Raw genomic sequence first — 17036 nt, 5'->3', positions numbered from 1 at the left:
TCTTGGGCCAACCGGTGGCCCGATCCCCACCGGATTTCGCAAAGGCCGGTCAAAAGGAGTAGGCCACCGTGCGCCCCGCGCCTTAGGCCGGAACCCTCAGGAGCCCCGCTCGCCCGCACCGTCTCCGAACCCGCCGGTGCCGCCCGTCCGCGCCGTCTCCGAAACCCGTACGCGCCGCCCGTCCGCGCCTACGGGAACGCGCCCGGGTGGATCTGCTCCCGCGTCGCGGTGTACTGCTGCCGCACCGCCTGCCAGGCCGGGAAGTCCTCGCCCGGCTCGAAGACCTGCGCGGACGGGTCCGGCCAGACCGGCGGGGTGTGCGGGGCCAGCGTGCCCCGCGCCGCGCCGAGCGCCCAGGCCGCCTGGCGGGCCGCGCCGAGCGCCGCGTAGTCGGCCGGGGCGGGGACCACGACCTGCGTCCCGAAGAGGCCCGGCGCGAACGCCTGCACGGCGGGCAGCTCGGCCGCCGCGCCGAGCAGGAACACCCGGCGGATCCCGACACCGCGCGAGCGCAGCACGTCGAGGGCGTCCACCAGCCCGCACAGCATGCCCTCGAAGGAGGCCCTGGCCAGGTGCTCCGGCTTCATCGAGTCCCGGCGGAGCCCGGACAGGGTTCCGGCGGTGTGCGGCAGGTTCGGCGTCCGCTCACCCTCCAGGTACGGCAGGAGTACGAGGCCGTGCGCGCCCGGCGTCGACTTCAGCGCGAGCGCGGAGAGTCCGTCCAGGTCGGTGCCCAGCAGCTCCGCCGTACCGCGCAGGGCCCGTACGGCGTTCGAGGTGTTCACCACCGGCAGGTGCAGGCCGCTGGCGTCGGCCAGCGAGGTGATCAGACCGCCCGGCTCCGCCAGGGCCTCGCGGTGCACGGCCATCACCGAGCCGGAGGCGCCCAGGGAGACCACGGCGTCGCCGGGGGCGAGGCCGAGCCCGAGCGCGGCGGCCATCGTCTCGCCGGTGCCGGCGGAGATCAGCAGCCCCTCCGGCGTCGTCCCGGCGGCGTCGGCCGGCCCGAGCACCTCGGGCAGCAGCGCCTGGTGCCCGAGCGCAAGGTCGACCAGGTCGGGGCGCCAGGAACCGGTTGCCGCCGACCAGTACCCGGTCCCGGAGGCGCCGCCCCGGTCGGTGGTCCGCCGGGCCGGCCGGCCCAGCAGCTGCCAGACCAGCCAGTCGTGCGGGGACATCAGTACGGCGACCCGGCGGGCGGCGTCGGGATCGGTGCGGGCCAGCCAGGCCAGCTTGGCTATCGGCTGCGCGGAGTGCGGGACCGCGCCCACCGCCTCGGACCAGGCCTGCCGGCCGCCGAGCGAGTCGATGAGGTCGGCGGCGGCCACCTGGCCGCGCTTGTCGTTGCCGACCAGCGCGGACCGTACGAGAGCGCCCTGCGCGTCCAGGGGCAGCAGACCGTGCTGCTGCGCGGAGACCCCTATGGCCTGCACGCCTTCGAGGAGCCCGCCGCCGGCGGCCTCGCCGAGCGAGAGCAGCCAGGCCTGCGGATCGGCCTCGTGGGGGTTCGCGCCGTCGGGTTCGCCCGTGGGCTGTGGATGGGGTGCGTACCCCTGGCGCAGTACGGCGCCCGTATCGGCGTCGCAGACGACGATACGAGTGAAGGTGGAAGAGCTGTCCAGCCCGGCGACTATCCCCATGCGGAGGATTCTGCCGCACGCGCGGCCGGACTCCACCGCCGCGGACCCCGCGAAGACCCCTCGAAGACCACGCGAAAGACCCCGCGGAGCCCGGGGGCTGCCGCGGGGTCCGCGACGGGGTCAGGTGTTGCTGGTGCCCCAGTCGTCCTCGGCGCCGCCGCCGACCCGGTCGCGCAGGCCCCGCACCCGCTCGGCCAGGCCCTCCGGCACGGCGTCGCCGACCTTCTGGCTCACCGCCGCGAAGGCCTTCCCGGCGAACTCGCGCCCGTTGTGCCCGGCGGTCTCGGCGGCGTTGCGCACCACCGGGTGCTGGGCGACTTCCCGCGCGGACTTCTTCAGCTGCTCGTACCGCTCGCGCCCGGCCCTCGTCCCGAGCACGTAGCCCAGGGCCAGTCCGACCACGAACGTGACCTTGTACCGCATGCCTGCCACCCTTCGTCGTGGGGAGCCCGGCCCGCTGGCGATACCGATTGGCGGAGCACCCCCCTGCTTGCGCTAATCTATGTCTCGCAACGGACGGTCGCCCCCCGGCAAGGCCGGAGGTGGGCTGTTCGATGCACCGCAGCAATCCCCTGTAGCTCAATTGGCAGAGCAGCCGACTGTTAATCGGCAGGTTACTGGTTCGAGTCCAGTCGGGGGAGCGCGGTCCCCTGTAGCTCAATTGGCAGAGCATTCGGCTGTTAACCGGAGGGTTGCTGGTTCGAGTCCAGCCGGGGGAGCAAGGAAGAAGAGGGCCCCGGGTGGGTCCTCTTCTTTTTTTGCCCTCTTCTGGAACCGGGCAGCCGTCAGCGCGGTCTCTCTGAACGGGCGAAGCCGATCATGCGAGGCATCCGAGGCAGGAGATCGTATGAGCGGCTATGCTGCGGCAGACGGCGCGCACATGTGTACGCGCCACGCCGTGAAGGGGCGGTAGCTCAGCCGGTTAGAGCAGCGGACTCATAATCCGTCGGCCGTGGGTTCGAGTCCCACCCGCCCCACTGCGAGCCGCAGGTGAAGAAACGATCTCACCTGCGGCTTTGGCGTTTCCGGAGTCTGTCGTGGCCGAGGGCTCAGAGACGTCGATGCTCGGCCGTACCGTCGTAGCGCTTGCCAAGGAGGCAGTTCGGGAGGGCGCCGCATGAACGCTCACGACCGTTCCCAGCGCGTTCCCAACCCCCTCGCGACCTGCGCCAATGATGCCCGCAGCGGATACCAAATCCGTCGGTTCGATGGCTCGGATCGGGCGCGACCGGGCCGTTCGATGCTCCGGCCCGATGGATCGGTGATCGTGCCACCCGCGCTGGCGAGTGAGGTCGTCCGCATCCTCTCGGGTCACCTTGACGCACGGGTGCGTACAGATGGGGGCGAGCTCTCCACAGAAGCACGGCGCCTCCTTGTCGCACTACAAGCTGGCGCCGAGCACACGACCACGGAGCCCGCACGGCCCGCCGCTACCGGAAGCCCCACGGCGGACCCTGGCACGGTCGAGGTGACCGTGATCGAGGCGGCGGCGCTCATGGAGTGTTCGCCGCGCTGGATTCGGTCCCTGGTCAAAGCCGGGTGCCTGCCCGCCCGGCGGGCCGGCGAGCGTCTGTGGCTCGTCGACCGAGTAGCTCTCGACCACTACCGCCAAGGAGGAACCGCCCTATGACCACCGCCGACGTCGACCGCTCCCAGTGGGAGGACACCACACCTGACGACCGCAAGATCCCTTGGAAGAGGATCACGGCCCCGGAGGCCCGCTCGGGCCCCGTCAGTACGCACCCCGTCATGGCAGACCGGGGCTTCGTCCACACCGCACCGTGGTGGGTCGACGGCACTCTCTACACGGACAACGCCCGCTGGTTCGGGCACGTCCGCGAGCACGCGCAGCAGAGCGGGCAGCAGATCGTCGTCGAGGAAGTCCCGGACGGTGCGCCGGCCGAGCACCGCGCCCAGGTCGAGGCCATGCGCCGATACGCCGAGCTGCACACCCTGCGGCCGGCCCGCCCTCTGCCGCGCGATGAGCAGGGGCAGCCCCTGCTCATCCGCTTCTACTGACCAGCCCCCGCCGCCGAAGGACCCCACACTATGACCAGCCTCACTGGCCCGAGCATCATCGACGCACAGCTCTCCCTCGCCACCGTCCGCCGTGCCCGCGAAGCGGACCTCACCGGACTGCGCCGGCGCCTCGACGACGGGCTCAGCCAGGCCCGAACCTTCCGTGACCCGACCTCACCGACGAGGCGAACGTCCGTCGCCGGGCGGAAATGGAACGTGCCGCCCGCGAGCACGCAGGCATCGAACTGGACGGCATCGAGCGCACGACCAACGCGGCGGCCGAACAGATCCGCGCGTACGCCGAACGCACTTCGGCGCCGACCGCGGGCACCGCAACCGAACAACTCCTCGCCGAGACCCGCCGGGGGCGCGCGTGGGACCGCACCCGAGCCTTGCTCGACGCCGGCCGCAGCGCTGCCGATGTGATCGGCTCGGCAGACGTCGACACCCTGCGCGCTCTGCGCGTCGAACTCCCGTCGTACCTCGCTGCCAGGAGAGCCAAGCCCGAGGGCTTGGCCGGCCGCGGCTGGACCGAAGCGGACCCGGCCCCGGTGCTGCGCACGATCGACCGGGCCCTCGTCGACCGCCTGCCCAAGGATCAGAGCGCGGCCCTGCGCATCCGCCTCGACCTCGACCAGGCCGAGCCCGGTCTGCGTGAAACCGTCGCGGGCTTGCGGCGCCAGGTCGACGGCTCAGCCAGTGACGGCGACGGGCTGCGCAGCGCCATCGCTGCCCGCTTTGCCGATCAAGAAGCGGCACAGCTCGATGCGTAGCTGACAGAGTGCGCCCTACAAGCACAGCCCCGCCAACTAGCGGAGCTGTGCTTTGTAAGGGAAGACTTCAGGCCCAGTCAGCCGACGGCTGGACTGTTTCCCATCCGCCCAAGTGAGGCTGAGGAGCGTGCTTGGCGGCGCCGGGGGGCAGCGCGGCGACGCAGGCGGTCGAGCAGGCATTGACGAGCAGCGGTAGGACGTCGGTGGCGACCACGAGCGAGATCCACCGCTGGTGAAGCTCTCGTCCCTCCACCGGCCCGTCACAGACACTGCACGTGCTGATTGCTGTCGTGCCCCACTGCTTCGGGTCCAGTGCGGCGAGGCGGTCGCCGGACTGGACCTCGCTCGTCTTCCGCAGCCGGGGGAAGGGCGGACGAAGCTTGAAGTTGCCGAACAGGGAGCGGGTGCTGACCGTGCTGTTTGCCAGCTTCGAGCACCGGGTGATCTCGTACGGGAACCAGTGCAGCCGGTGGGAGGTGTACGGGCTGAACTCCTCCAGATTGGTCATCGCGCCGATCTCCGGAGGAATCCGCACGAGATTGCTGCCGTAGAGCCTCAAATGCTTTACCTCGGTCAGCCGGGCGATGCTCGCTGGCAGGGTGATGACGTCGCGCCGCTCATGTGGGCTGAGCTCGACGAGCGGGTTGAACTCCTCCCTGCCGTCCGCAGCCGCCTCTTCGACGAGCGAGAGAAGGCGCAGCCAACCCGCCGAAGACGTGTCCTGATGCTCTCCGTGAAAACCGACCCGGGCACGTGGCTGCGCCTTGTACTGATTGAAACAGGTGCAGCGTTCCCGGTGGATGGGTCGACCGTCCGGCCCGATTCCTTCGGGCCATCGGTTCGCGAACAGGCGGGGCTCGGGGGGTGTGGCATCCATACGATCAAGATAGAAACCCGGCAGGACGATCGCACTGGGTTTCGGTACTAAGCGCTGTGTACCTCCTGGCTGCTGCGATGCATGGTCCAGGCTCGGGCGGCAGCGATCAGGGGGGCGCGGTGCGGCGCCGGGTCGGTAGCGGCACGACTCTCCCAGACGCCACAGAGGGTGGCTGCGAAGGTGGCGACGGCCGAAGGCTCGGCGGTGCGGTAGGCAGGCACTGCTCGGGCGAGGGCTTCGGCTTGCTCCGCGGTGTGGCCGGCGTGAATGAAGCGTGGGATGGCGAAACCTGTGTCTGCCCACGCTGGGCCGGGGCAGGCAAGGGCCCAGTCCAGTACACGGATTCCGTTCGCGGTGGCCAGCATGTTCAGCGGCGACACGTCGGAGTGGACGAGGGCACGGCCTTCGAGATCGGGGCAGCGGTCGTCAGGGAAGAACCCGGCCCAGCGGACGTGCAGCGGCTTCTTGCGCACCTGCTCCAGCCACGGGGCCTCGGACATCGTGGCGAGTGTGTCGAGGAAGGGACCGATATCGGGTGAGCTGGGGCTGAGGTCTGGGTGTGTGCCGACGAGGTACTCGTACCCGGTGAGCAGCCAGCCGCCGGCGTTGACCTGCCAGAGCACGCGGGGGGCGAGCGGTGCGACGCGGGTCACGCGCGCCTCGTAGTCGTACATCCACGCTGCGGGCTCGTCGCTGCGGGTGCCCTTGACGAAGACGGGCCCGGCGGCGGTGTGGAGGGTGCATGCGAGGCGGGCCATCACGCCGGTCTCTGCGGTCTCGGCGTGCTCGACGGGGCCGGTGTAGGCCTCGACGGCGCTACGGGACTCGGGCGGGAGCTCAAGCCATGCGGTGCGGTCCACCCGCGTACTCCTCGTGTAGAACGGAAGCCGGTCCCCGGCTCGGCCACAGAGTGGCATAAGCCGAGGACCGACCGCAGGCGGTACGTCAGGCGTACTTGGGGCTGTTGTGGCAGTTGGCGTGGCACTGCGAGCAGTCGGCGAGGTCCAGCTCGGGCCAGAACTCCATGTCGATCACGAATCCGGACGCGACGATCGCGTCGACCGTCCGGGCGCGCAGGGCCTTGCCACCGCCGTGCTCCTCCTTGTCGAGGAATCCGGGCTGGTGGTGGACGCACTTGCCGATCGTCCCCGAGCAGAAGTCCTGGTACGCCTGCGTGTGCAGCAGGAAGGCGTGCCAGAAGTCATCGACGAGCGGCGACGGGCTGAGCGGGGTATCGCTGTACGCGCCAGCCGCGAGGAAGGCGATCATCTGGCCGACGCCGCGGTCGGCCTTGGCGTCCGTCAGCTCGGGGAACTTGGCCTGCATGTTGGACACGAGCGTCGCGCGCAGCTTGGCGCCGATCAGATTCCGCGCGTCGGTCGCGGGACGTTCCTGGATTACGGTCACGGTCCTTGCCTCCTTGGTCAGTGGTGCATGGGACGTGCTGTGAAGCGCCTCGGCCGGCGCGACTGGGGACCGTGCCGACCGAGGCGTGCCCCGCCCGCCCGGGATCTGTCGGGTCATCCGAGCGGACGGGGAGATCAGAGCGCCGGGAGTCCGGCGTCAGGGATGGCCATTGCCGACGGTGCGTCGCGGTGGCCAAGCTCACCCGTGGTCAGGGTGGCGAGCGCAGCGAATCCCGCGGCGGTGCCAAGCACCCATATCCAGCTCAGGAAGCGGCCCACCGGATCGCCGGACGTGGCCCCGCGCTGCAGAGCGTGGCGCGCGGTCATGCTGCGTTCCCCTGTGCCTGCTCGCGCTGGGAGATGAGCCGCTCGAACTGGATTGCGTACAACTCGACCTGGTCCGGAGTGAGGACGAGCAGGGACTCGGCCGTACCGCCGTCGTCGAAGTGGACCAGGACCGGCAGCGCGCTCTGCTGGGCCCGATGGTCGTACACGGCGTCGCGTCGCATAGGGGTCACGTACGTGGCCTGTGCCGGGACGGGGCGCAGAGTAGTTCCATCGGCCGGCGCCGACCACTCGTCGCCACCGCCCGGCGGACGCAAGTGATACGTGCTGGCGCCCACTCTGGGCAGCGTCACGACGACGCCGATTCGGCCGTCCTTGGCGGTGTCGCGGGCGAGGTCGCCAAGTCGAGGGTAGAACGGTCCGGCCGTCCCTAACTCGCTGCCGTGTGAAGGGAGATGGGGTGTTGGTCGTCCTGTCATGCCCCAGAAGTTAGGGGCGCATCAGGGGCCCAATATGAATGGGAGGAATACCGCCCTCATCCGTCCAGGTGGAAGCGGTCTGACATGCGGCGCAGCTTCTCGCGGGTGGCGATTCGCTCGGCGTAGACGATGCCTCGGAGGGTCGACCGGGCGATCGGATGGTTCCGTACGAGCTGGGGGGCGATCCGCTCTGCGGTCTCCAGCTCGGCGAGCGCGCGGTCGCGGTTGCCGTCCCACAGCCACGCGCGGGCAAGGTCCATGTGGTGGTGGCCCTGACGGGAGTTGGGGAGCGCGGCAACGAGCTCGGGCGCGGTGCGTCGGTTTATGGCGAGGGCCTTGGTCTGCTCACCGGTCTCCAGGGCGACGCTGATCGCGTGGATCTGTACGTTGCCGGGGGAGAAGGTTACCGAGTGCCGGTCGTAGATAGGTGGGTTGTGGTTGCCTGCCATCCGGCGGGCAGCATCACGGGCGTGGTTGATCCGCTCGTCGGCCTCGGACGGTCGGCCGGCACGGGCTGCGGCGACGGCGGCGCGCAGGTGGAGCGTGCCCCACATTCGCAGGGCGAGCGGCTCGCCGAGCTCGTACTCGCGTTGCACGCTGGCGATGGCCTTGTCCGACAGGGTGAGCGAGTCGTCCCAATCGGCCGTGGCCCACATGTCCCAGACGCGCATCCAGTCGGCGAGCGCGGGCATGACGGGGTCGGCTGAGAGGCGAGCCGCCCATGCGGCGCGCTCGGCCGCCATGGCGACGAGCTCAGGGTGCCCGAGGGCGTGCGCGGCGGTGTGGGCGAACTTGCACGCCACGGCGTAGATCCCGAACGCTTCCTCGCGCTCGTGGCCGGTCGAGGCCTCGGCCAGGGCGCGAGCCTCGCGCAGCAGGTCGGGGAGGGTAGCGAGGATCGCTGTGTTGGCCGCAGCGTCCCGCAGGCGGTGCAGGCGGGTCATGTCCCGCCACAGTTCGCCGGACGCGCGCGGTGCGCCGTCGAAGATCGGCGCGAGGTCGTAGCGGCGCAGCTCGCGCAGGATGGACGCCGCCGACACCTGCCACTGATTCTCGGCGGGGCTGCTCGCGTACGGCCGGCCGATCAGGTCATTGGGATGCACGTGCAGCTCGGCGGCGACGAGGTTCAGCAGGCCGACCCGGTCCAACTCGATCAGGCCGCGTTCCATCTTGGACACCCAGCCCTGGGTCTTGCCCAGCGCGGAGGCGAGGTCTGCCTGCGGCATCCCAAGCCGCAGCCGTGCCCGCCGGACTCGCCGGCCGATCTCCTCGGCTTCCTCCAACATCAGCGCACCCCCTGTGCCTGCGCGGCCTGGCGTACCTGTCGACGTGACGGCGCCTTCGGCCAGCTCACTAGCAAGGTACCGACAGGAGCAGTCGCGCGGGGAGTGTTGTCGTTCTGGCGGGGGCGGCAGCGAGTGTCAATCGCGGTTGTGTAGCAGGCCCTGCAATCCTATGAAACAGCGGATATTCTCCTCGTCAGCCTGCATCATGTTGCCAACACTGGGTTTTACGGATGGAGCAACATGGGGATTTCTGCAGTCGACCGCAAGCATCTCTGGGGTCGATCGGGCGGAAGGTGCGCGTTTCCGGAATGCGAGAAGAAGCTAATCAGAGAAATAGGGGAGTATGTCGAAACCTCGACGGCGCAAAGTGTAACCCTGGGAGAGGAGGCTCACATTGTCGCGGAGTCGGATAGTGGGCCGCGGGCTGATCCGGAGATGTCACAAAAGAGCAGGGATAGCTGCGCTAATCTAATTCTACTCTGCGAAGAGCATCATAAAGTGATCGATGCGGCCGGAGGTCGGTACTTCTCGGTCGACGTCCTCCGCGAGATGAAACGGGAGCATGAAGCGGCAGTCGATCGCAATATGGAAAGGTCGTTGGGGGGAGGTGAAGAAGCGGCCGAACGTACCAGCAGGTTCATTGGTGAGTGGAGTCGGCGCGTTGACTTGGATGAATGGGATGCCTGGACTTCCTCGCTGTTGGTGCCGTCGCCAGTTATCGACCGAGACAGGTTCGACCGCTATTCGGCAACCGTTATCTGGTTGAGTAACCGCGCTTGGCCCACGTCGCACTTCTCAGGTGTTCAGCGAGCCGTGAAAATCTTCGCGGACGTCTGGAGGGATCTGATCGGCGTGATCGATCGAGAGTTCGCATATCATCGGAACATGCGGGACCGGTTTTGCCTCCGAGAGAAGCACAAGGAGATCGACTGGGACGAAAAGCTTTACAAGCAATATGGAGACGAGTTCGATTTCCTAGTCGACTTGATTCATGAGCTCGTTTACCATGCTACGGCTGCCGCGAACTTGATCTGCGATCGAGTTCGCGATGAGGTTGATTATGGGTATCGGTTTGATGAAGGCAGGATTTCCGTCACTCGTGGGCCGAATGAATTCTTGAGGTTCGAGCACTTCCGGCCTTCATATGCTGATGAGCATCGTCTATCGGGTGACCCATACCCTGGATTGACTGGAGTCAAGAAATTTGTTGTCGAAACCTACGGGCATCGCTTGTAGCTAGCGGTTAACGCTTGCCTTCAAGGCGCTGCTGACGGCTGTGAGCTGAGCCGGGGTTAGGGTGAACCCATTCAATGGGTTGCGGAAGCTGTGGGAGCCGTCGCAGACCCATTGGTCGCCCTTTTGTTGCCAGTTAGGGGCTTCTCACTGGCCCTGATTTAGAAGCAACAGGCGAGCGAGTTGGGCAGGGTCTTCGACGAGAGTGAGGGCTGCAACCGCTGCGGCGAGACGAGTTGCCGCGGTTTCGGGTACGTCGGCATCTCCCAGCATGGGGAAGAGCAGCAGCAGCCGAGCGTTCGGGTCGAGGGCGCCGGCGGCTTGAGTTGCTACGGATTCGAGCTCGCGCCATGACAGGCCGGGCCCCATGAAGTGGCCATCGTCGGTGGCGAGGGTGACGGCTTCCGTCCAGTCGGGGTGGGAGAGCAGGTAGTCGACGCCGTGGTCGCCCTCCAAGTTGCGATAGACGACGTGGAGTGCGTACCCGGAGTGCAAGTGCACGGTGAACGTCGGCCACGCATCGGGGGACGACAGGGTCTTGTACAGCTCTTGAGCGTCGTCCCAGTCGGGGCCGAAGGCGATGGCCTGTGCTTCCTCGCCCCAGAGGCTTGAACCGAGGTGGCACGGCCAGAAGAGAGGGAGGTCGAGGAACCTCGAACCGTCCACCAGTGGGCCGTCTTCGTAACCTGCGATCTCCAGAATTGGCAGATGATCGCATAGCGGGTCGGCACGGCCTCAGGCTGGCCGAGCGGCGCCGCCAAAGGCCAGGGCGGCGCCGCATAAAGGCTGCTCAGGGCTGGTGCGTCTTGAGAACGAGCTGAGAACCCGATGGGAACGGACGCACCAGAATGAGGCGGCAGATGGCGTCACGCCGAGGCGGTGCGCGCAGCCTGTGACCAGCCGGAACGGCAGAGTGGATCATCCGGCGGCATCCTCCGGATCGTCCTTGATCGGACTCATAATCCGTCGGCCGTGGGTTCGAGTCCGACCCGCCCCACCGAGCATCCCCAGGCAGAATCGTTCTGACCTGGGGAAACGTGTTTCTTTGGGGGCATTTCGCGTGTGGCGTTTGCCTCGCGGGGGTGTGGCGAACGTGTGTCTTCGCGCATCGAAGACGAGCCCTGAGCGGCTTTGGCCTGGGGTTTTGGCGACGCCTCCGTGGGAGCGCCGTGGAACGGTCCCACGGTCGTTGCGGGAGACGCCGCACTCCGCCCAACCCCACCGCATCGACGCTTGTGGCTGCCGTCTCGTGGTCTGTCTGTCTTGTGCGCAATAAGCTGCCGCGGAATGTGATGAGGGGCCGGCGGTCGATCTGACGGCTGCCGGAGCAACCGGCGTAGTCCCTCGACGCCTCCACCCCGGCTCCGGAACCTGTACTTCCGCACCTGAAACTCGCGCACGCTGAAGGATGGCTCTCCAGTCCTGCCTGGCAGAGGTCCGGCACTGTCCATTCATCCGGGGTGTTCCGCGAGTTCGGCGGACGTGAACTCGCCGCTTCCCTGTGGTAGGCACGTGTGTCCTACATCACTCAGGGGTTTTTGTGGTGCGTATGAATCCTGGAGTGATGTCCTGGTTTATATGGGTGGACCCGCGTCTCTCCCGTGCCTACCGCCACAGCGCCCTCGCAATATGCGAGCGGACGGGGTGAGTCGGGGAGGGGCTGTGTGGTTGGCAGGAGAGGCGGCGCGAGCCGCCCTGCGCGCGGTCACGGTGATGGCCGCATCCGTCGCACGAGGGAGGGCCAAAACCCCTCGCTCCGGCGATCCGCCAGGAGGCCGGACGCTCCAGGATGAGTGATGTTCCCGCCGGGCGCACGAACGCCCGGCGATCACACTGGAGTTGGGAGTCACTGATGAATTCTCGTACGGTCATGCTCGCGGTACCCGCGCTCACCTTCAGCTACGGCCTGTTCCGGATCGTGGACGGGCTGGACGGCGAGCGGGGCCCTGGCCCCGCCTGGACCCTCGGGCATCTGGCGTTCAGCGCGGCACTGGTGCTGTTCGTGGTGGTGTTCCGCCGGCTGAGGGGGCTCGCCCCGTCAGGGGACCGCGTCGCGGCGGTGGCGCACTGGGCGGCGACGGCCGGAGCCGCTGTCCTGCTGGTGCAGTTCGGGATCGACCTGGTGGCGGGGGCGGTGTCCGCGGACCACCTGGAGATGTCGCTGTTCACGGAACGGGTCTCGCAGGCCCCCGGCGTGGCACCGGTCGTCTACGACTTCGGACCGTACCTCTTCTACGTGGGGATGCTCGCCCTCATCGTGCGGCTGGCCGTGCTCCGGGTGCTCAAGTCGTGGACGGCGCTCCTCGTCCTCGCCGACCTGGTGATGCCGCTGGCCGACAAGGACCTGATCCCGGTCGGGGCGCTGCTACTGTCCGTCTCCTTCGCGCAGATCGCGCGGGTGATGGAGTCGAGGCGGGCCGCCTCCGGCACGGCGGACGGCCGTGGTGCGCAGAGCCAGGCGGTGGCCGGTGCGCGGTGACGCGTCAGGGGGAGTTGTGGCGGGGAGAACTGCGGCCTGGGGAGACGTGAGGGCGCGGGCCGACCGGATACGGGAGCGGCTCGGCCCGATGTCCCCGCAGGCCGTCGACACCGGGCTCACGGTCCTCGTGGCCGCCGCCCAACTCTGGCCCTTCGCCGCACGGGCCGACGGGGGCGGCGGGCCATGGGACGGGTGGGGTGCCCTGGTCGTGCTGGTCTCGGCGGCGCCGCTGTACTGGCGGCGGAGCCACCCGGTACCCGTACTGATGGTGAGTCTCGTGGCGACCAGCAGCTACGACCACGTCGGCGAGGTGCCGGCCCAACCGGTTTGGTACGCCGCCCTGGTGGCGATCCACTCGGTCGCCGAGCGGTCGGGACGATGGGCCCGTCACACCGTCGTCGCCGTGACCGTACTCGGCAGCTTTGCGCTCGCCTCCTCCGAATCCGGACTGCGGATGAGCGTGCTATGCGTCGCGGCCTACGCGCTCGGCAGGGCGTCCGCCGCCGGCCGGGCCCACGCGGAACGGCTGGAGCACGAGCGTCAGGCAGAGGCCGAGAAGGCCGCACTCGCCGAACGCGCCAGAATCGCCCGGGACATGCACGACATCCTGTCCCACGCGGTGAGCCTGATGGTCGTCCAGGCCGAGGCCGGACCCGTGGTCCTGGCCACGGACCCGGCTCGCGCCGAACGCACCTTCGATGCCATCGCGGGTGCGGGACGCGACGCGATGGTGCAGCTGAGAGGGATCCTGGAGGTGCTCGCCCCGGACCGGGCCCCGGAGCCCGAGCGCACCCCTCAGCCCGGCCTCGCCGACCTGCTCGTCCTGACTGCCGGATCGGGGCTCACCGTCGAGTGCACGCAGGCCGACGGCTCGGGAATCACCGTCGAGTACCCGCAGCCCGACCGAGCGGGCCCCCGTCCGCTCGCCCCGCATGTGGAGACCGCCGCGTTCCGCATCGTCCAGGAGGCGTTGACCAATATCGTCAGGCATGCGGGCACCGATCGTGCCCGGATTCACTTCCACTGGCAGGAAGACCGAGGCATCGTGCAGCTCGACATCACCGACGGCGGAGCGGTCGCCGGACAGCGGCCCGCCCGCTCCCTCCTCTCCGGCGGCCACGGTCTGATCAACATCCGGGAACGTGCGCGTTCGTGCGGCGGGACCGCCGAATGCGGGCCCTGTCCCGACGGCCCCGGCTTCCGGGTCCGCGCTCGCCTCCCGCTCCTCCCCCCGTCATGAGCGGCGGTACGGCGGCCGAGCCGCTGCGCGTGCTCGTCGCCGACGACCAGGAACTGGTCCGTGCCGGCTTCGCGATGATCCTGGACGCCCAGTCGGACATCCACGTCGTCGCGGAAGCCGCCGACGGCGCCGAAGCGATCAGGGCGGTACGGGACCACACCCCGGACGTCGCACTGCTCGACATCCGCATGCCGGGAACGGACGGCCTCACCGCCACCGCCGAAATCTGCGCCACCAGCGCCACCCGCGTCATCATCCTGACCACCTTCGACCTCGACGCGTACGTCTTCGAGGCGCTGCGCGCGGGTGCGAGCGGTTTTCTGCTGAAGGACGTCCGGCGCGACGATCTCGCCCACGCGGTACGGGTCGTCGCGGGCGGTGAGTCCCTCCTCTCGCCCTCCATCACCAGAAAGCTCATCACCCATTGCACCAGCGCACCCACCGCGGTGTCGCTGCTCCCGGACCCGCGCCTCGGCTCCCTCACCGCGCGCGAGACCGAAACCCTGCGCCTGCTCGCACGCGGCCTCACCAATCCGGAGATAGCCGCGACCATGGTCATCAGCGAACACACCGTGAAGACCCACGTCAGCAGCATTCTCGCCAAACTCGGCCTCCGTGACCGCATCCAGGCGGTGATCGCGGCCTATGAGTCGGGCCTGGCGGTGCCTGGCCGCCGAGAGCCGACGAACTCCGCGGACAGGGCTTCTTCTTGCGGCTAGTGCCACAGCCCCGTCGGGGTGGCGTGAACGGCGTATCCGGCGAGCTGTCGGCCGTTCTTAGGGCCCACGGGCCGCTTCGTCGCTGTTCGCAGGATCGGACATCCCGATGGCGGACCGTCACCCGGTGGACGAGCCGCGGGAGCCATCGCCACGCACCCCACCGAGGAACCGACCCGAAGCGGATACCGGTCGGCACGGTACCCGTTGCCTGGAGTCGTCCACCGCGGACGACTCATCGGCGGCGCGGGCCCGGTGCGGCCGCGACCGGCGCGGCATCCGGGGCGTGTTCCTCGACCCTCTGCCGCATCCGGGGCAGCGGGCCCCTGCCAATCACCTTGCCCTCGACCGGCGGAGCACCCAGCCCACGCCTTGACGCTCCGGTGCACGCCAATGAGATCCTTTCACCGTGAGGGCGGGACCGTGCCCTCGCTCCTCCTCACCTTCGTCCTATTCACCGCACCCGTGCCAATCCCGACGAGACAGCTCCCCACCCTGGTGCGCCGACCGCTGCCGCTTCTCAAGGGGACCGTCGCCAACGACGTCGTCCCTGCTGCCTGGCCGTCGGCATCGTCCTCGCCTCCACCCTGATCCGCCCGCTCACCATCCCGCTGACCCTGGGTGCCGCGTCCGCCGTGACCAGCGGTCAGCGCTCCCAGGATCTGATCCGCCCGACTGCGGCCGGGTTCGTCAGGTACGGCAACCGGAGCACTCGGCCACTTTCTCCGTGATCCACGGCCTGCGCTCCCTGCCGCCGCCGTCCTGACCGCGACCGGGACGTGCGCCGCATCCTGGCCGTCCGGTCGCCCAGGCGGCCGGGGATCTCGGGATTCACGAAGCCTTGCGGCTGTGGGTCCTCCATGCCGAGGCCGACCACGGCAGTCGGCCTGATCTGCTCACTACGGTCGAGCGGACGGAGCTCGTGCGCCCCCCAAGGGGCTGGTGGCTTCGCTACGCAACGTAATTGCGTGCGCGACTGGGACTGGCCGTGGCCTGTAGGCGTTCTCAAGGAACCTACTTGGCGATTCGATGATGCGGCAGGCGGTCCCACCCTGGGCTTATCGGAGTTTGGCAGGTTAGTAGGAGTGAGCGTCGGCGGTGTGGCGAACGCCTAACCGATCCCCGTTCGAGCTGGATCGAGGAGGATGCAGCTGGATGGAAACGGGTGGCTATGTCCGTTGTTCCGGTATCTTCGCACGTGAGACGCGTCACCGGTTTGGGTTCGAGTCCCACCCGCCCCACCGCAGGGCTGGTCCGCAGAAACGTTGCGACCAGGGTGTTCGGTGCCCCCACCCGGGATTGCTGGGCCGGGGCACCTTTTGTATTCCGCCTTGTGGGCGATGCGTGGGCAGCCGGGTGGCCAGTGCTGTGACCGCAAGGGTTGACCGTGCCGCGGGGCTAGAAGTTCTCCGTCTCGTCCGCCAAGTGCCGCAGTACGTCCGTCAGGTCCTGGCGGCGGGCGAAGGCCGCGCGTTGGCGGTGGGCGCCCGAGCCGTCGCGCAGGAGGCCCGCCAGGGTCTTCGCCGCGTGGTCCAGGTCGCCCACGGCCGCCAGTTCCGGGGCGACCAGGTCCAGCAGGGCCTCCGCGAGGTCGGCCGCCGGGAGTTCCGCGCCCGAGTAGGGGTCGAGGCCGAACCCCTCCAGCCCGTCGTGGGCCGCCCGCCAGCGCGCCAGGCGCAGTACGTCGTCCCGCACCGCCGGTTCGGGGCGCCGCTCCGCGATCTCCCGCAGGGCCGTGGCGACCAAGGCCCGGGCCAGCTCGGCCTGGAGGATGGCCGTGTCGATGTCCGGGGACATGTCCGGCGCCCGGATCTCGAGCGTCGGCCAGTGCCCCGAGGGGCGGAGGTCCCAGTAGACCATCTTGGTGTCCAGGGCCGCCCCGGAGTCGAGGAGCGTCCGCACCGAGCGCCGGAAGTGCGCGGTGGAGGTGTAGTGCGGTGGCAGCCCCGCCGAGGGCCAGCCCGCCCAGGCCATCGCACGCCAGCTGGCGTGGCCGGTGTCGCGGCCGCCCCAGAAAGGCGAGTTGGCGGCCAGCGCGATCAGCGTGGGCAGCCAGGGCCGGACCCGGTTGGACACGGCCACCGCCGTGTCCACGTCGAGCGTGCCGACGTGGACGTGGCGGCCGCAGCTGACGAGGGTCTCGGTGAGCGAGCCGAAGCGGTGGTGCTGCTCGCGCTGGCGCGGCTCGTCGTCGGTCAGGCGCAGCGGTCCCTCCACGGCCAGGACCGGCGAGGGCGAGGCCAGCAGCCGGCAGCCGTGGGCGCGGGCCGCGCGGACGAGGGTGCGGCGGAGGGCGGCGAGTTCCTCGCGCAGCGCGGCCGCCGAGTGCGCGACGGGGGTGGACAGCTCCACCTGGTAGCGGGTGCCCTCGGGGTGCAGCTCGCCGGGCAGCCCGCCGGCCGTGGCGAGGACGAGCTCGGCGGCGGGGACCACCCGGAACGTGCGGGCGTCGACGAGCAGGAACTCCTCCTCGACTCCGAGGGTGAGGGGGACGGCGGGCGGGACGGCGGGCGGGACGGCGGGGCGCACCGTGCGGTGCGCGGCGCCGGTACTCGTGGTGCTGTCGCTCGTGGTGCTGTTGCCAGGTTCGATCACTACGCCTC

General features: G+C 69.3%; 17 protein-coding genes, 3 tRNA genes and 1 pseudogene. 11 read left to right on the top strand and 10 right to left on the bottom strand.

Going from position 1 to position 17036, the window contains the following annotated elements:
- Positions 1 to 188: 188 nt before the first annotated feature.
- Positions 189 to 1640, bottom strand: coding sequence for an FGGY family carbohydrate kinase (locus OTB16_RS04205; RefSeq protein WP_267718489.1), 1452 nt, complete (start codon positions 1638 to 1640; stop codon positions 189 to 191).
- 120 nt (positions 1641 to 1760) lie between these two features.
- The gene (locus tag OTB16_RS04200) at positions 1761 to 2063 is read right to left on the bottom strand and encodes a YtxH domain-containing protein (protein WP_267718488.1); all 303 of its coding nucleotides are present in this window, start codon (positions 2061 to 2063) and stop codon (positions 1761 to 1763) included.
- Between the two features lie 145 nt (positions 2064 to 2208).
- On the opposite strand from OTB16_RS04200, the gene OTB16_RS04195 reads away from it, so the two are divergent.
- From OTB16_RS04195 to OTB16_RS04175, 6 genes are all read left to right on the top strand, one after another.
- A tRNA-Asn gene (locus OTB16_RS04195) sits at positions 2209 to 2281 on the top strand.
- A gap of 5 nt (positions 2282 to 2286) precedes the next feature.
- Positions 2287 to 2359, top strand: a tRNA-Asn gene (locus tag OTB16_RS04190).
- Between the two features lie 184 nt (positions 2360 to 2543).
- Positions 2544 to 2617, top strand: a tRNA-Ile gene (locus OTB16_RS04185).
- 140 nt (positions 2618 to 2757) lie between these two features.
- Entirely contained in the window at positions 2758 to 3270 is a 513-nt protein-coding gene (locus OTB16_RS39440; RefSeq protein WP_420717613.1) for a helix-turn-helix domain-containing protein, read from the top strand.
- Complete coding sequence (locus OTB16_RS04180) at positions 3267 to 3659, top strand: hypothetical protein (protein ID WP_267718487.1); 393 nt, start codon at positions 3267 to 3269, stop codon at positions 3657 to 3659. Before OTB16_RS39440 ends, OTB16_RS04180 begins: the two co-directional genes overlap by 4 nt.
- A gap of 209 nt (positions 3660 to 3868) precedes the next feature.
- Positions 3869 to 4432, top strand: coding sequence for a hypothetical protein (locus OTB16_RS04175; RefSeq protein ID WP_267718486.1), 564 nt, complete (start codon positions 3869 to 3871; stop codon positions 4430 to 4432).
- A 67-nt stretch (positions 4433 to 4499) separates the two neighbouring features.
- Here the strand turns inward: OTB16_RS04175 and OTB16_RS04170 are convergent, their stop codons facing one another.
- The 6 genes from OTB16_RS04170 to OTB16_RS04145 form a co-directional block, all read right to left on the bottom strand.
- Positions 4500 to 5309, bottom strand: a complete 810-nt coding sequence (locus OTB16_RS04170) for a leucine-rich repeat domain-containing protein (protein WP_267718485.1) — start codon at positions 5307 to 5309, stop codon at positions 4500 to 4502.
- Between the two features lie 47 nt (positions 5310 to 5356).
- Complete coding sequence (locus OTB16_RS04165; protein WP_267718484.1) at positions 5357 to 6169, bottom strand: phosphotransferase; 813 nt, start codon at positions 6167 to 6169, stop codon at positions 5357 to 5359.
- An 85-nt stretch (positions 6170 to 6254) separates the two neighbouring features.
- Positions 6255 to 6716 (bottom strand): glycine-rich domain-containing protein, encoded by a 462-nt coding sequence (locus OTB16_RS04160; protein WP_267718483.1) that lies wholly within the window; start codon positions 6714 to 6716, stop codon positions 6255 to 6257.
- Positions 6717 to 6850: 134 nt separating this feature from the next.
- Entirely contained in the window at positions 6851 to 7042 is a 192-nt protein-coding gene (locus tag OTB16_RS04155; protein ID WP_267718482.1) for a hypothetical protein, read from the bottom strand.
- Positions 7039 to 7224 (bottom strand): hypothetical protein, encoded by a 186-nt coding sequence (locus OTB16_RS04150; protein WP_267718481.1) that lies wholly within the window; start codon positions 7222 to 7224, stop codon positions 7039 to 7041. Before OTB16_RS04150 ends, OTB16_RS04155 begins: the two co-directional genes overlap by 4 nt.
- 311 nt (positions 7225 to 7535) lie before the next feature.
- Positions 7536 to 8765, bottom strand: a complete 1230-nt coding sequence (locus OTB16_RS04145) for a helix-turn-helix domain-containing protein (RefSeq protein WP_267718480.1) — start codon at positions 8763 to 8765, stop codon at positions 7536 to 7538.
- Positions 8766 to 9005: 240 nt separating this feature from the next.
- On the opposite strand from OTB16_RS04145, the pseudogene OTB16_RS39435 reads away from it, so the two are divergent.
- Both OTB16_RS39435 and OTB16_RS04140 read left to right on the top strand, forming a co-directional pair.
- Positions 9006 to 9263, top strand: a pseudogene (locus OTB16_RS39435) (HNH endonuclease); the annotation flags it as partial.
- Entirely contained in the window at positions 9264 to 10001 is a 738-nt protein-coding gene (locus OTB16_RS04140) for a hypothetical protein (RefSeq protein WP_267718479.1), read from the top strand.
- Positions 10002 to 10145: 144 nt separating this feature from the next.
- Here the strand turns inward: OTB16_RS04140 and OTB16_RS04135 are convergent, their stop codons facing one another.
- Entirely contained in the window at positions 10146 to 10664 is a 519-nt protein-coding gene (locus OTB16_RS04135; RefSeq protein ID WP_267718478.1) for a hypothetical protein, read from the bottom strand.
- A gap of 1186 nt (positions 10665 to 11850) precedes the next feature.
- Here OTB16_RS04135 and OTB16_RS04130 point away from each other — a divergent pair.
- Genes OTB16_RS04130 through OTB16_RS04120 form a run of 3 tightly spaced genes read left to right on the top strand, consistent with a single transcriptional unit; the run spans position 11851 to position 14436 of the window.
- Positions 11851 to 12477: a hypothetical protein gene (locus OTB16_RS04130; RefSeq protein WP_267718477.1), complete on the top strand. Its 627-nt coding sequence runs from the start codon at positions 11851 to 11853 to the stop codon at positions 12475 to 12477.
- 46 nt (positions 12478 to 12523) lie between these two features.
- Positions 12524 to 13717 carry a sensor histidine kinase gene (locus OTB16_RS04125; RefSeq protein WP_267718476.1) on the top strand — a complete coding sequence of 398 codons (1194 nt, stop codon included), beginning with the start codon at positions 12524 to 12526 and terminating at the stop codon, positions 13715 to 13717.
- Complete coding sequence (locus OTB16_RS04120) at positions 13714 to 14436, top strand: response regulator (protein ID WP_267718475.1); 723 nt, start codon at positions 13714 to 13716, stop codon at positions 14434 to 14436. The genes OTB16_RS04125 and OTB16_RS04120 overlap by 4 nt, the downstream gene beginning before the upstream one ends.
- Before the next feature lie 1395 nt (positions 14437 to 15831).
- On the opposite strand, the gene OTB16_RS04115 is transcribed toward OTB16_RS04120, so the two are convergent.
- Positions 15832 to 17028 (bottom strand): carboxylate-amine ligase, encoded by a 1197-nt coding sequence (locus tag OTB16_RS04115; RefSeq protein ID WP_267718474.1) that lies wholly within the window; start codon positions 17026 to 17028, stop codon positions 15832 to 15834.
- Between the last annotated feature and the right edge of the window lie 8 nt (positions 17029 to 17036).

The organism is Streptomyces antarcticus (assembly GCF_026627255.1).
GTDB classification, from domain to species: Bacteria; Actinomycetota; Actinomycetes; order Streptomycetales; family Streptomycetaceae; genus Streptomyces; species Streptomyces antarcticus.
The sequence above is the reverse complement of the archived record's forward strand: the minus strand, read 5'-3'. Positions and strand labels throughout refer to the sequence as shown.